Here is a 15187-nt window from a genome sequence, read left to right as displayed (position 1 = left end):
AACTTATTATCATCATTCATAATGCTTTGCTCTCATTGCTTTTTTGCTGCACATAACCTGATCATCCCTTTAACTCGGACGGTAGACTTCTTTATCCCTATCGATGCGCTGAATGGGCATCAATACGCGAAAGCTGGATAGTTCTGTGATTGCTGTTACTCAGATCCAGACCAACACAAGGAGAAGTGAAAGTGGGTAAAATTGGTGCGCTATTTTAAATGTCTGACGGTAAATAGCAAACGATAGCGTTGTTACGGATGATAAAATGTCATATTGATGACAATTAGGAGGTCAGTAGACAGGTTTTCTATTTGAATCAAAAGGTAAGCATTTTAAACAGCCTATAAAAAGTGCTTTGCTGGCGCAATAAAGCTAATAAAAAACTAAATCAGTCAGCAATAATTTGCTGACTGAGCACCGGAAAAAGCTATATTACAGCTTATTTAAAAGCCGGCTATTTTTAATTTTCTTTCCTTATTTACAACACAAAAATTGCCGCGTTTGGTACGACATTTTGAGCATCTTTCACAATCAACGGGCGCTCTGTCACCTTCTTTCCAGCGTTTGATTAAATCAGGCTCAGACAACAAAGGTCTGGAGAGGGCAAAGTATTGAATATTAGTTTTATCGGCAATCTCTTCTATCGCATTAATATCCGTTAATCCGCCAACGGTAATAACGGGAACACTCACCTCTTCACTAATAACATGCCCATATTCATGAAAATAGCCTTCTTGTTGAATCTTATATCCATCAAAACACTCGCCAATCATAGTATCAGCCTTACCATGGATATTGCCTGAGATGATGATGGCATCGACGCCAATGGCTTGCAGTTTTTGACAAATAAGGCGGGTTTCAGCAAAGGTCAAACCACCCTCAAAAAACTCAGATGCCGTCAATTTAACTAATACCGGATAGTTATCACCGACAACTTTCCTTATTTCAGCATAAATTTCTAACAACAATCTCATTCGATTATTCAGGCTGCCGCCATAGCTATCTTCTCTGCGATTGTAATAAGGGCTTAAAAACTGATTAATTAAATAGCTATGTGCAGCGTGTATTTCAACCCCGTCAAATCCTGATTCACAAGCTCTGCGGCTTGCCTGCGCGAATGCTCGAACGATGTAATCAATTTCATCCTGCGTCATCGCTTTGCCTAATGTTTGCGTGCCTCTTTCGCACACCTCACTGGGCGCATAGATAACCCTTTCACCAACGTTAAAAGTAGTTTTTGTGCCGCCGTAGGCAAGCTGCATGACTATTTTAGCGTCATTTTGGTGTACCAACTCGGTGAGCTTTTGGTATTCACAGATAAAGGAATCATTGTACATTCCCATCATGCCCGCATTGGGTTTCTCTTCTTCTACAATATTTGCATAGCCAGTGACAATCAGAGCCACTTCACCTTTAGCCAATTCTTCATAGATGGCGTATAACTTATCGGTCATATGGCCATTTTCTGTGGCCATATTTTCCCACGTAGCGCTGCGTATAAAGCGGTTTTTTAATAGCATGTTGCCAATACGACTTTCTGTATACAAAGTACTCAAATCTAATCCTCTTAAAAATTGTTTTATATTTTTGAGCTGCATTATAAAGGACAGCCCTAATATTGAACAATGAGGAAGGATAAATAAAATAATTAAACTAATAGAAAGACAAAATTTAATGGAGCGGATTAACCTGAAGAACGACCATTAATGGGAGCTTTATTTACCGGAATGAAGGTATTTAGAAAACAATTTTTAGCTCCACTTATGTAGCTTAAGATGCCTTGTTTAGCACATCAATAATCTTGGGTGTATGTTAATTATTTTCAATAGTAAAAATTCAGGTTAAAACGGGAGGCGTTGAACCATCGATTGTCTACGATGTTCAAAGCGTTGCCCGGTGAAGTTATCATTACCGCATAAAAAAGTACGAAATACACAACGGGAAATACAATGACAAATTTTTAGGGAATAAATTTGAACAGCTTCAGCTGGCTTCGAAGAAGTGCATAACAGGGATGTTATTCATAAAGTAAGGTGTATCAACAAGGGAAACCTGTGTTGCACGTAATTGCGTCATAATGCGCTCCTAATCATTCAGAATAGTGTCTGAATAAAATAATACAGAAACGAATTAATATTTAGCAAACCAGGTGGGTGTCCAGTTATTTCAGTTATTTTACTTCCAACTAAAATCTCGATTTATTGCACTATTGCACTAAGCACTCATTTCATTTTGTAACACTTTTAATTGATCAAGAATGCTAATAAATTTTTTACCAAAAGGGGTTGTAACATACTCAACCTTTGGAGGTACTTCGTTGTATTCAATTCGTTCAATGATACCAAATTCTATGTTTTTCCGCAGACACTCATTAAGTACCTTTGTTGATAGCCCTTCAACACTGCGTACCATTTCGCCAGGTCGATTAATGCCTTCAGCTAGCAACTGATAAACTGTCAATGACCACTTACATCGAAAAACAGTTTCTATCATACGTGCACTTCGCTCTGGCGCTGAGTTTCTTGTAAATATTTTTCTGTTATTAATCATAAAGATGTACCCATTTGTACCTACCTTACCAAAATGTACCTACTTTTATCACACAACCAACAGTTGTAATCTCAGTCTCACTTTATACATACCTAAAAGGGTTATCAAATGGAAAATACAACTCAACCTATCGCACTTATCATTGGCGGAACGAGTGGAATGGGGCTAGAAAGTGCAAAGCTGTTATTAAAGCGTAACATTAAAACCTTCATTGTTGGTCGTAATCTAGAAAAATTAAATAAAGCGAAAGAAGCACTTTCTGAATTTGGAGACATTAACACAATACAGGCTGATTTATACCAACCTAATGATGTTAAAAAGATTATTGAATTTGCTAACAGCAATAACCTACACATCAAATATTTACTAAACTCCGCAGGTTACTTTAAACCGAAAGCATTTATTGAACATGATAATAATGATTTTGATATTTATCACGAGCTAAATCGTGCCATCTTCTTTATCTCACAAGCTGTTGCTCAAAACATGATTTCAAATAATGGCGGTTCTATTGTCAACATTGGCTCTATGTGGGCAAAACAAGCCATTAAAGCAACCCCCTCTTCCGCTTATTCTATGGCAAAAGCCGGGCTGCATTCACTGACACAACATATGGCAATGGAATTAGCAGATCATAATATTCGTGTAAATGCGATTTCACCCGCTTTGGTTAAATCAACAATTTTTGAATCATTCATTGAGCCAGAAGTAATGGACGAGACACTTGCTACGTTTAATGCCTTTCATCCCATTGGCCGCATTGGCCAACCCGAAGACATCGCTAAAATAGTGAGTCTTTTATTAAGTGATCAAACAAGCTGGGTTACTGGTGCAATATGGGACGTTGATGGCGGAGTGATCGCGGGTCGAAACTAAAATAATAGGTCATCAATAACATTATTGGTTATACCAAAGGAATTAATGAAGTGATCAAGTATTGCGAAGGAAAAATTAGCACTAACAAGACGAGAGTTGCATTCGATCATTGTTCTCCTTCACAAAATCGTCTGGAACGATTTTGAACAGCTTTAGCTGACCACGTAGTGGTGAAGAACAGGATGTTCTGAATAAAATTCACAACACTGTTAGAGGTGATTTTAACCAGCAAGGGTGATCACCTTTTTAGTTCTTTTGGTATTCCTTGCTACCAACATTAAAAAATTCAACTCTTAGCTTTAAAGGATTAGGGATGAAATGGTTAAAAAAATATTGAGAAATCACCCCCATACAACTTCTACCAAGCATTGAGCCGGTTAACATCCAGTTATGTTAGTCTAGTTATTTTATTGTTAGCTCAGCAAGATCCGCGTTATGCATTTTTATCCACAAGTTCTAATCTCAGGTGCCAATCCGCAAGCGACTCTTGCGGATACTCTTCAAATAATTTGTCTGACGGTCCAGAATGGACTTCAACCCACGCAGCTTTTGAGTTCAACATCATATGCGTATGCTCAGGAGGTACGGGTAAATCAGTATCAATTGCCGAGGCGAATGGGTGAACAAGTTTCGGCCACCTCGAATCCCATTGCCAGAGAGCACTTCCGCACTTTTTACAAAAATGTCTTTTCCCAGGGCTTTGCTGAATCTCCGCGGTTTCTGAATTTCGAATCTCGGCCTGATAGACACTGATATACTTCTCTCCTTCCACTTTTAGGGTCTCGTAGTCCGCCCCCAAATTAATAGCATAACCGCCACCACCCGCAGTTTTGCGGCAGATAGAGCAATAACATTTGTTAAATGGATAGGGATTAGCAGAATTAACGATAAAGTGGACACTACCACAATGACAAGAACCTTCGAGCAGCATTTCTTATTCTCCAAATATCATAAATGAATAACAGTGTTACAAACATCAGTATGCACAAAAACCTGCACTACTGATCTCATCTAAAATAACCTTAACAATATCTATTTAAACTCATAAAATCAACGCATTAAGACAAGGTTTAGTAAATATAACGTGTTACTTTAGCATCATTTCCACCACATATTGATAAACCAGCACCTTGAGCTGCCGCTTGTAGTGCTAATGTACTTCACTCGTCGCCAATGACGCTTTTTCAAAAGACATTAAGACAACAAAAGCGATCAGCAAACAGCTTAGGCTCAGTAATAAAGGTGCCTTGAAACCAAAATATTGAGAGATTACCCCCATACAACTTGTACCAAGCATTGAGCCGGTTAACATTGCATTACTATAGAATGCGGATATTTTACCAATAGAATTAGGCGCGAAATCCTGCATGATAGTGACGCCTAAACCAACGAAAATACCGTAAAATAAACCGTTAAAAATTTGTAATGCTAAAAATAGATAAAAGGATGAAGAATAATACATGCAAGCATAAAAAATAACACCAGCTGCAAGGCCACCTTTTAAGACCCTGCTTTTACCAAATCGACGCGACCACCCCACTGCAAGCAACATGGCCGGAATTTCTACTGCGGCGGTAAGACCCAGTAATAACCCTGGATAAGATGTTGGAAAGCCGAGTTCTTCTGTTATATAAATGGGGATGGCAGTGATATATGCGCCATTGGCCATGTTCGTCAGTAAAATTACACCGGCTAAAAACCACACCGGACGCGGTAATTTTACAGCAATGACATGATGATTAATCGTTGCAGCCATCCGTTGAGGTTTAAACAGAGCGACTGCTAACACTATCACTACACACGCTATTAATGCAGCAAAGTAAAAGTTTGATTTAAAGCCAAGTGTGTCCACGGACATAAAAGCAAATGGCGGTCCAACTATCCACAATAGTGATACCGTTGAGCGCATTTGGGAATTAAGACGAGCGCTATCTTTGCCAGATGCATCTGCGTGCCTTCTGATAATCGCGAGAATAATAGAGACAGAGGATGAGGCAAAAGGCATCAGAATACAGCCAATTAATAAAGCATGCCAAAACTCAGTAGCTAATGAAAAACCTATTGCTGCGAAAATGATTCCGAGCAGCGAGATAACTAACAATAATAGAGAAGAAATGCCTTTATCAATCAACCCGGTGAGCTTTTGGCTGACCACTATGGTCATGATTGCCGTTAATGAAGTATAAATACCAATGGATGCAGGCTGTGCATTTAATTCACTCACCAGGAATAAACTCATGATCGGCAACACCACTGAAAATGCCAATGCAGTCAAACCATTTAATGTGAAGAGCACATTGGTTTGATTTAACAGCACCATCTTCGTACCTAAAGCAGGAGGTTGTCTAGCCGGCATTACATTGCTCCTGATAGTTTAGGTGATTGATATTTGGAATAGTATGAGAAAAAACCAAATTTAATAGCCTAATGATAGCGCCGTAAAAAGAGTAAAAACAGGTTGCTTGCAAAGCTATTATTGCAGTGCTGATAACATTATTTGAATGCATGTCAGGATTGATTTTAATTAATAGATGAGCACTTACAGCGCAACTTTCTTTCATCTTTGTAATCCAATTGAACGATAGAAAATCGACCATTGTGTTCTCTTTTTTGTGAATTGTGTATATACCCGTCATCGTTCAAAATGCAATAATCAGCATAATATCTGCAGGTATATTGTTTAGTATTTAAGGTGTTTAGTCACCCTATTATTTAATAACCATATTTTTAATAGCCATGTTTTTAATAGCCATGTTATTCACTAACAAGGCGATGGGTGTTATAACAATGCTTTTTCAGTCTTCTGGCAAAGTTTTAATACGATGTCCTGCATCATATTGTTATTTTATATTCTGACTTTTTGAGCCGGATTGGAATAAGGTAACTGATAAATAAAATACGTTAATTGGGAAACATATAGATGAAAGAAGTCTGTTTCAGCAGCATCGATAATACCGATACGCTTACGAAACAATTAAGCGCCTTTGGTGAAAGTCTTTCTGCGCCAGAAAATAATGCCACGCAGATGAATTTTTCCCGAACCATGAACAATTCAGAAAATTGGATTGGCTGTGGTTATATGAAAAAATCTACAAGCCATATGGCCTATGAAAATGTCCGTTTTCCATTTTATTCCATCGTCATTGTTATCAAAGGCAGTGGTTCATACATTGCTCAAAATGGTAGCCGCCATAAATTAACACCCGGTAGCGTATTTCAACGCTTTCCTGAAACACCTCACTCATCTTATGTGGATATTGGCTCTGGTTGGCGCGAGTATTATATTGATTGTGATAGAGGCCTTTACACGCATTTATGTTCAATGGGCATTATTGATAGTACGACGCCTGTTTTCTCAATCAACATGGAAGCGCTATTCCTCGCTAAAATAGAAACCTATTTTAAACGCCTTGGAACGGTCCCACAAACACAGCTGCCGGATCTATATGTTGAGTACCTGAGTATATTAAGATGTCTATTTTCGCAGTCAATACACAGGGAAAATAGTATCTCGGGCGACCGTATGGTTGATATCGCTTGTCATGATTTTAAAACAAAATATAAGCAACGTTTTGATCTAAAAGTTTATTGTGCAGAGAAAGGCTGGGGTTATGATAGCTTCCGTAAGCGATTTAAACATCAGTTGGGTTTATCTCCCCTTGAATACCTGGTGAGAAAACGCATGGAAATAGCTTGTCAATTACTGCGCTCCGGCTCAAAGCAGATTACTGTTATTGCCGCTGAACTGGGTTACGCTTCCCCCTACGAGTTTTCCAATCAGTTCCACAAACATTTTGGTATCTATCCGAAACATTTTCGAAATGGCACAACTGCAACTATCGAATAGATTTCAATAAGCGAATATTGTTCAGGAATTAACTAACTGGGTTCAGGAACTAACTAAGCCATCATTCATTACCTGCAAGTAAATATAGATAACTAAAGACTAAAACAGTGGTTAAATATTCATCAACAATCTTGGGTGGCCATGTTACTTTGACCTACCCAGCACGCTACCTATACCGCTTTGTGATCAGTGAGCAGAATATATTGTCTCTTGATAACGGGCAGGTAACATTCCAGTATAAAGAGAGTAAAAGTAAACAGTTTAAGGCCATTACCGAGCCCTAGGTGGATTTTTTATGGCAAGTTTTACAGCATGTGCTGGCGAAAAGATTTCGACCGATACCCAAACGCCTACAGCTCATACTTGAAATAACGCTCAAAGTGATTCCTGTTAGACAGAAAAAATGCATTTACTGTGCGCAATGTTAGGGGAAGATGCAGCTGTATTTAATGCGCATCGGCACGCGCCTTATCATCAACGGCCACACGATCTAAAACAAGGAAGTGTTCAAGCAAAGGGAGTTGTGGCGAAATCAGCATTAATATTAAAAATGAAAGTGAATGGGTAAATAAAATATTTTAAATTCAATAAATTGCAGATAAACGCCCGGGCTTGTCCAACAACAGGATTAAGTCATGATTAGTGTTGCTCACACGACCTATCCTTATTAGTTAGCTGTTTATGTAAAGAACTGACTTTGACCTCTACCTTGCCATTTTTTTATTACTTTTTCAGCTGTTTTTTCTATGCTAAGTTTACTTGTATCAACTTCAAAGTCATACACTGAATAGGTATGAACATGGCGCAAATGATACTCTGCTTCTCCTAAGTACCGATTACCAATATGCCTATCAGAGCGTTGCTCCTCCCGCTGTTGAATGATTTGCAATGGACAATGCACCCCAACAAAAAACATATCAAATTTACTCAACTCTTGTTGTAGCTCCTTAAACCATTCCTGAGATTCAATGATGTGATCAAGAATGATATTGTTATCTGCTAATAAAATTGACTTAATACAACCATGAAAAGCATTAAAAAATTTAGGCCTGTTAATCTTCCAGTCAAACTCACCGCCATCATTAACTCTTTTAGGAAGCATACCAGCCTCAACAAGTCAATCCGCTGCCACATGCCAAAAAGGTATATCCGCTTGCTTCTGGATTTCACGAGCTAAAGTAGATTTACCTGAGCTTGATGTTCCATTCAAAAATATTATATATGCCATTTATGCCCTTTTTAGTGAGATCCATAGGGCGACAAAAGCAGCGAGTTAGTTAAAGTCACCCGTATATTATTAGCAACCATCAGCCTCAATAGCTTACTAGCTATTACCTACTGATTGCCCTTCTCGTTTATTTACATTTTATCTGTAAAAAAATGGACGTTATTACGTCCTTGTGTTTTAGCACTATACATTGCTTGGTCAGCATTTTTTAGTAAGGTGTCAATGTTCGAAGCATCATTTGGGTAAAACGTAATTCCGATGCTTGCTGTACAACAAACACTCTTTTCTTGAATGGTATAAGGTTTAGCCAGCGCGTTTGATAATTTATTTCCTATTTTGTGCATATCTTCAGGTAGTGCAACACCAACAAAAACAATAATAAATTCATCCCCTCCTAAACGTGCTGCAATATCATTTTTTCTAATGCAACCTTTAATACGTTTTGAACATTCGATAAGTAAAGTATCTCCGGCACCATGGCCTAAAGTGTCATTAACCTCTTTAAATTTATCAAGATCTAACATAGCAATAGCGAGTTGTTTGTTTTCTCGTTGGGCATTGGCAATTGCACTTGTTAGATGCTCATGTAATAAATTACGATTTGGCAACTTGGTTAAGTTGTCAAAATTAGCTTGTTGCCATATTATTTGATCTGATTTTTCTCGCTCTATTGCGATACGCGTGAGATTTACAAACTGTTCAATAAGTTTGAATTCAGAGGGTTTTGGCGTCGATATTTTATGATGATAGATAGACAAAGTACCGAGCAGATTTCCTTGATTACCAATGATAGGCTCTGACCAGCAAGAAGCTAATTTAGCTTCTTTTACTAAAACTGACCAAGCAGCCCAAGAAGGGTGTGTTGCTACATCAGTGACTATGACTCTTTTCCCGGTATAAGCTGCAGTTGCACTTGAACCTACCTGACTAATCGCTAAGCCATTTAGGAGTTTATGATAACGCGGATCTATGCTGGGAGCGGCTCCTAACACTAAGTATTTGCTTGTTTTCTCAAGTAATAGAATACTGCATTTCGCGTCAGTAAGTTCATTTTCAACAGCATGTGCCACAGCATTCAATATTTTGGATAACTTGCTTGAACTGGCGATTAACTCGAGAATATTATTGTGATGTTGACTTATTTTGTCTTTTTTTAATAACTGACTATTTTGATTTTTCATAAACATTGAAAATAGTAACGAAAATATATTCGTTACTACGAACGAAGCAATAAGGCGTGTCAAAGTGAAACTATCAAATTGCTGATAAGTAAAATAACAAGCAATAGTAACTAATAGGATATTAAATGTGCTAGCAACGAAGAGCGGCAATAAATAATAACTGGCTATTATTATTGGGTAAAGCCAATAAATTAACCCCACTCCTTTTAAATAAATACCGATTAAAATATTAACATGGGCAAGCACAGCGAAAATGCCACTAAAAAGTTTAATTTTTCTCGTAAACCAAACACCGATAAATATAGAAAAAATACCACCGACCGCGACGGAATCTACAAAAATATGTGCTCTGTCGTGAGATAAAATGCTTGTAATAAGGAAAGGGAATAATATCAGGGTTGCTGCAGCAGTAATTGCCAAGAGAATTTTTTCTTCTAAAGTACGGTCTTTCATTTTATCTAGCATACAAGATTCGCTTGTTATTCATAGCAACGGTAAAACAGACCTATCTTAATATCATCTGTTTGTGAACTTAGTTAGGCTTTTGAAACTGTTTCAAAAGAATAATAAGATGGTCTTATCTAATTGTTCAGCGTTTTTCAACGATGCATTATCGAGATAATCTTTAGCATCTTCAAATGTTTTTCTATTCAGAGACCCTATAACCATGACTATTCCTTGAATGCAACGCCGCAAACACTGGCGCGTAGGTTGGTGTTGTTTTTGCGGGTTTTCTTTTCAAAAACGATGACAACCGTAATACGTCCAGTTGATTGTTAGAATTGAATGCTGCACCTATTGGGGAAACACTTTTTGAAAACGCTCAAGTACAAGTTCTGAACTTTCGTTGAATGTTTTGCCGATTTCTTTTGCATGCATTGTAAAGAAACCAATGTGTGCTTCTCGCCACCATTCATAGCTGCCGTCACCTTCCCCTTCGGACTCTGCAAACTCTCTTGTTACTTTGCTAAAAGGACAAATAGAAACTTCAGTTAACCTAACAATACAGACTGGTTCCTGATTCCAATTTAAAACAACTGTAATTCGCCCAACTTCTGGAAGTGGTTCATTTTCAAGCTCATACACTACTTTTAAGCTACACGAAGCACGTTTAATTCGATTATCTATTAATCTCGCACACTCATTTGCATTATATTCATCTCCACAAAAGTATTCAGCTAAGAATTGAGGAATAGAATCTCGCTCAGCTTGGCTTAGCGTAGACAAATATTGTTCTAAGAATTCTTCTTGCTTTTCGTTCATATCAATCCTTGAAAATACTACGGTTAAAAAATTTCAACGCCGCAGACACTGGCGCGTAGGTTGGCGCTATTTTTGCTGCCTTTTCTTTTAGTAAAAACCGCAACAACTGTATCAACTTCGAGTGCAGCAACTTGTTAAGCATCTATACAACCAAACAATTTTGTATAATTTTCTTTAAACACTTTGGGGGTTAAAAAACATGCCCAATATAAAGAAATAACTATATTAACCAACATGAGTATTCCGGTGACCAATAATGACACCAATTCGTAACCAAACAATAATGAAGCAATAAGTGGTAATAAATAGGTAATCAACGTATGTAGTTTATAACTCTGGTCATGCTTTATTAAAACAAGGATTTCATCATCACTTTTAAAACTCAAAAAAGATAAAAATATGAGTAGTAAAGAGATAAAAATAATAGCCCAATTAGTTAAAGCCAAAACATACAGATAGCATCCAGCGAAATATAACATCCAAGTCATAGATGCCCCTTTTCCAAGAAGCGTTAAATCGATTTTATTAGTAGAAAATTTAGTTGGGTATTTCACTCTAAATCCTGATACATAACGAGGCTGTAGAATTTCTCCATCTTCAGAAAAAACACAATTTCTCTAAATTTAATTTATTTTTAAAACAACAAGTTAAAAAGTATAAATTTTGATAAATTTATAAAAAACGAGTTATTCTTCACCCTCAACGCCTTAATAACTGGCGTGTAGGTTGGTGTTATTTTTGCAGATTTTTCTTTCGCAAAAATGATGACAACCGTAACACCTCCAGTTGATTAACTTGTAGCTGTATTTTATATTTCTGTTTCTAACTGAAGCAGATATTCTCGCATGAATCTGGTTCGATGCTGCCCCTCTATTCTTGCAGATTCTGTATTCATTGTATCGGCAAGACTAAACAACTTCGCATAGAAATGATCAATTGTATACTTACGGTCATCAGGTAAGCGTTGTTTGCAAAATGTATCACTATTACGATATAGAGGCACCTCAAGATAAGTACCAACTTGTAAACATCGCGTTATACCAATTGCACCTAAAGAATCGAGGCGATCAGCGTCTTGGACTATTTCCCCCTCCAATGTCCGCGGTTTAACATTTGCGCTATAGCTATGTGCCGTGATGGCATGGTGAATATCATCGAGGTAAGTACTTGGATAGCCAATTAGCTTTAGAAATTCAATCGCCTTATCTGCTGCTATTTTTGAGCTATTTGCTCTATTTGGATGATTTTTTGCAAAAGAAAAACAATCATGAAGGTAGGCGGCAGGCAAAACGACTTCCAATTTACCTTTTTCATGATGGCATAAATCCTTTGCCGTTTTTACAACACGCAACACATGATTAATATCATGAGCGGGATCTTGAATCATTTCTTTTTTAACGAATGCTAAAAGCTCATTTTCATATTTCTCAGGCACTTTCAATTATACTCCATACTCAATGTAGACGGCTAACGCCAGCAATAAACGGCGCTAGGTTTGGCGACGTTTTTGCAGCTTTTTATTTTAGCAAAAACCGCGACAACTGTAACGAGTCCGAGTGCAGCAACTTGTTGAATTTATTTTACTAAGAAGTGAATGTTCTATCGGTTTCATTTAGTTCTGGTTCTTCAAAAAAACCATCAAAAAACGCAACATCCTTCTCTTTGATTTTGAAAGAGTGATTGTCATTACCAAGATTTCTCTTGCGATTTCTTTCGAGCCTAATTTCTAGAGGAATATCAAAGTAATATTGATACGCTTCAATTCCTTCATTTTCAAAAAAATCACGAATTTCATGTCGAGAAGACTGTTCCCAAAATCCCCAATCTAAATACACATCAAGACCATTTTTCACAAGTTTAATAGCTAACCGTTTTTGATGTTCAAAGCACCCTGAATAAGTACTATCAAGTTGCTCTCTAGTCGGACTTTCACCAAAAATATCAAGCTGAAGTTCATCAAGTGAGAGAAAGATCGCTCTTTCTTGTTCCTGCATTTGTCTTGCGTATGTAGTTTTCCCACATGCCACTTTCCCTATTAAAAGCACTACCTTTCCGTGTGTATTTTTCTCTAGCATAATTACACTTTACTCACTTTCTATTTGCGATCTTAATTCGACAGTATTGCCTTCGGGGTCTTTAATATAAATTGATTTACCAACCCCCTGAGCACCATATCGATCATGAAAGCTTCCTCCATCGATTCCATGCTTCGATAAATGTTTTTCGATTTCAGTTTCCGATATGGGTTTTAACTGAAGGCAAAAATGATCTAAATTGTTTTCAGTTTCTGTAGGTGCACCTCCGCCCATCCTCCCTAGGTCGCTTTCAACGGTAACTAAATCAATCAGTGCGCTTCCCGCGCGTAACTGAGTTAATCCTGTTTCGGAAGTTGTTTCTCGTTCAACGGTGCAGCCCAGCACATTACAGTAAAAATCCAACATAGCTTTGATCTTTGAAGTTCTTAGCACAATGTGATCAATGGATGAAATTTCAATCATATTTTCCGTTCCTCAAAAAATCTAGGGTATTTCTCATTGCCATTTAACGCCTTGCTCACCGGCGAGTAAGTTGGTGCTGTTTTTGCCATGTTTTTCTTTTGCAAAAACGATGACAACCGTAATGCGTCCAGTTGATTAGCTTGTATGGAGTTTTATACTCGTTCACAATATGCTAAAGCTTCATGCACATTTATATCAATGTATTCTTTTGGTTTTCCAGTTGCAAACCAAATAAATCGATACTCAGACTCATGTACAAATCTACTATGCTTCAGAAAAAATCCTTCCATACTTTGCCGAAAATGAAGCGAAGCGTAATAGCCCGCACTTTTTAGTCCTTGTTGATTTTCTTGTTATGTTCTTGTTGAACGAAGCCGCTGTGCGGCAGAAAAACAAAATACAAACAACACGCATACTTATATTTACATCACTTTTCGGTGATGTTTAATAGGAGTATAAACGATGAACAACTCAGAACAACAACACTTTAACCTTTTATATCAACAACATTTGACCAACTTGGCATTACAGGGCATGAGACCTGCCACTATCGATGCCTATTCCCGTGCAGTGCGTAGGATAACCACCTTTTTCGACCGCTCACCTGACACATTAACCAAAGCAGATTTAAAGTGCTACTTTGCACAACTTATTCAAACCCACTCATGGAGCACCATAAAATTAGACCGTAATGGTTTGCAGTTTTTCTATAAGCATACTCTTGAACGTCAATGGGAATGGTTAAATATTGTCAAACCGCCGCAAGTAAAACGCATTCCAGATATCATCACCAATAAGCAAATTGGCCAGTTAATTACCGCCACTCGCGCTTTACGCTACCAGGTGTTTTTTCTTGTCCTGTACAGCATGGGTTTACGTTTAGGTGAAGCACTTCATTTAACCGTTAATGATATTGATAGCGAAACGATGCAAGTTCATATACGTGAAGGTAAAGGAGGCAAAGACCGTTTAGTACCACTCCCAAAACGTACATTAGATGCACTACGACATTACTGGAAAATACATCGCCATCCTGTGCTGTTATTTCCTCGTGCCGGACAAGATAAACAAGTGCCTCTTCATTGCACTCCAATGGATAAAGGCAGTGTTCAAAAAGCGTTGAAAAAAGTGATGACAGAATTGGAAATTAAAAAGAATATAAGCCCACACTCATTACGACACTGTTTTGCGACACACCTATTAGAGCAAGGCATTGACCTGCGCTCACTACAAATACTGTTAGGCCATCATAGCCTCAACACCACGGCTAAATACACACAACTTACAACACTCAAACGCAAAAATAATGTGGCTGCACTTAATCAGTTAACCGATAAATTACCCATTGAATGGGAGGCTTTATGAATAAATTTATCACACTGCTTGAGCGCTACCATCAACAATTGGAAGCCCAATATGGTGGATTATTAAATCAAGATATTCGCCGCGCTATCACTGATATGTTGCATTGTAAAAGTGATGCGACTCGTTACACCCAGTGGCATTGCGGACATTGTCAGCATGACCAACAACACCCTGCATCATGTGGTAACAGAAGTTGTCCGCAATGCTTACATCAAACCACTTCAAATTGGCTCGCAAGACAAACGGATAAACTGACGTGGTCAACTAAATTCACTCACCCTAGTTAAGCTACTTTTTTCAAATACCCGTTCATCATTTCAAAAGTGTTTGGGCAACAATAACCCAGGTAAGAATGAAGCCTATTACCGTTGTACCACAT

The 15187-nt window shown here is 37.8% G+C and carries 15 protein-coding genes and 1 pseudogene; 5 read left to right on the top strand and 11 right to left on the bottom strand.

Annotated features, from left to right (window positions below; translation table 11 throughout):
* Positions 1-443 precede the first annotated feature (443 nt).
* Together ACJAZP_RS11190 and ACJAZP_RS11185 are read right to left on the bottom strand one after the other, a co-directional pair.
* Positions 444-1556, bottom strand: coding sequence for an NADH:flavin oxidoreductase (locus ACJAZP_RS11190; protein ID WP_415230826.1), 1113 nt, complete (start codon positions 1554-1556; stop codon positions 444-446).
* Between the two features lie 658 nt (positions 1557-2214).
* Entirely contained in the window at positions 2215-2550 is a 336-nt protein-coding gene (locus ACJAZP_RS11185) for a winged helix-turn-helix transcriptional regulator (RefSeq protein ID WP_415230825.1), read from the bottom strand.
* A gap of 108 nt (positions 2551-2658) precedes the next feature.
* Here ACJAZP_RS11185 and ACJAZP_RS11180 point away from each other — a divergent pair, with 108 nt between their 5' ends.
* Positions 2659-3426 (top strand): SDR family NAD(P)-dependent oxidoreductase, encoded by a 768-nt coding sequence (locus tag ACJAZP_RS11180; RefSeq protein WP_415230824.1) that lies wholly within the window; start codon positions 2659-2661, stop codon positions 3424-3426.
* Between the two features lie 433 nt (positions 3427-3859).
* Here ACJAZP_RS11180 and ACJAZP_RS11175 read toward each other — a convergent pair whose 3' ends face one another.
* On the bottom strand, positions 3860-4357 hold the full coding sequence (locus tag ACJAZP_RS11175) for a GFA family protein (RefSeq protein ID WP_415230823.1): 498 nt from the start codon (positions 4355-4357) through the stop codon (positions 3860-3862).
* A gap of 219 nt (positions 4358-4576) precedes the next feature.
* Positions 4577-5782 (bottom strand): sugar efflux transporter, encoded by a 1206-nt coding sequence (locus ACJAZP_RS11170; RefSeq protein ID WP_415230822.1) that lies wholly within the window; start codon positions 5780-5782, stop codon positions 4577-4579.
* Between the two features lie 564 nt (positions 5783-6346).
* On the opposite strand from ACJAZP_RS11170, the gene ACJAZP_RS11165 reads away from it, so the two are divergent.
* A complete protein-coding gene (locus tag ACJAZP_RS11165; protein WP_415230821.1) occupies positions 6347-7273 on the top strand; it encodes a helix-turn-helix domain-containing protein in 927 nt (308 codons plus the stop codon).
* Positions 7274-7380: 107 nt separating this feature from the next.
* Complete coding sequence (locus ACJAZP_RS11160) at positions 7381-7557, top strand: transposase (protein ID WP_415230820.1); 177 nt, start codon at positions 7381-7383, stop codon at positions 7555-7557.
* 395 nt (positions 7558-7952) lie between these two features.
* On the opposite strand, the pseudogene ACJAZP_RS11155 reads toward ACJAZP_RS11160, so the two are convergent.
* The 7 genes and pseudogenes from ACJAZP_RS11155 to ACJAZP_RS11125 form a co-directional block, all read right to left on the bottom strand.
* Positions 7953-8501, bottom strand: a pseudogene (locus ACJAZP_RS11155) (chloramphenicol phosphotransferase CPT family protein).
* A 131-nt stretch (positions 8502-8632) separates the two neighbouring features.
* Complete coding sequence (locus tag ACJAZP_RS11150) at positions 8633-10147, bottom strand: diguanylate cyclase domain-containing protein (RefSeq protein ID WP_415230819.1); 1515 nt, start codon at positions 10145-10147, stop codon at positions 8633-8635.
* A 330-nt stretch (positions 10148-10477) separates the two neighbouring features.
* Positions 10478-10945 carry an ASCH domain-containing protein gene (locus ACJAZP_RS11145; RefSeq protein WP_415230818.1) on the bottom strand — a complete coding sequence of 156 codons (468 nt, stop codon included), beginning with the start codon at positions 10943-10945 and terminating at the stop codon, positions 10478-10480.
* A gap of 134 nt (positions 10946-11079) precedes the next feature.
* Positions 11080-11499 carry a hypothetical protein gene (locus tag ACJAZP_RS11140; RefSeq protein ID WP_415230817.1) on the bottom strand — a complete coding sequence of 140 codons (420 nt, stop codon included), beginning with the start codon at positions 11497-11499 and terminating at the stop codon, positions 11080-11082.
* Positions 11500-11753: 254 nt separating this feature from the next.
* Positions 11754-12380, bottom strand: a complete 627-nt coding sequence (locus ACJAZP_RS11135; protein WP_415230887.1) for an HD domain-containing protein — start codon at positions 12378-12380, stop codon at positions 11754-11756.
* A gap of 148 nt (positions 12381-12528) precedes the next feature.
* Positions 12529-13020 (bottom strand): AAA family ATPase, encoded by a 492-nt coding sequence (locus tag ACJAZP_RS11130; protein ID WP_415230816.1) that lies wholly within the window; start codon positions 13018-13020, stop codon positions 12529-12531.
* Positions 13021-13029: 9 nt separating this feature from the next.
* Entirely contained in the window at positions 13030-13443 is a 414-nt protein-coding gene (locus ACJAZP_RS11125; RefSeq protein ID WP_415230815.1) for a VOC family protein, read from the bottom strand.
* 462 nt (positions 13444-13905) lie between these two features.
* Between ACJAZP_RS11125 and ACJAZP_RS11120 the strand changes: the two genes are divergently transcribed.
* Together ACJAZP_RS11120 and ACJAZP_RS11115 are read left to right on the top strand one after the other, a co-directional pair.
* Positions 13906-14808: a tyrosine-type recombinase/integrase gene (locus ACJAZP_RS11120; RefSeq protein WP_415230814.1), complete on the top strand. Its 903-nt coding sequence runs from the start codon at positions 13906-13908 to the stop codon at positions 14806-14808.
* The gene (locus ACJAZP_RS11115; protein ID WP_415230813.1) at positions 14805-15095 is read left to right on the top strand and encodes a transposase zinc-binding domain-containing protein; all 291 of its coding nucleotides are present in this window, start codon (positions 14805-14807) and stop codon (positions 15093-15095) included. Before ACJAZP_RS11120 ends, ACJAZP_RS11115 begins: the two co-directional genes overlap by 4 nt.
* The last annotated feature ends 92 nt before the right edge of the window (positions 15096-15187 follow it).

The sequence above is a fragment of the Psychromonas sp. genome (genome assembly GCF_047632955.1).
Lineage (GTDB): Bacteria > Pseudomonadota > Gammaproteobacteria > Enterobacterales > Psychromonadaceae > Psychromonas.
This window is presented reverse-complemented; position numbering and strand designations above follow the sequence as displayed.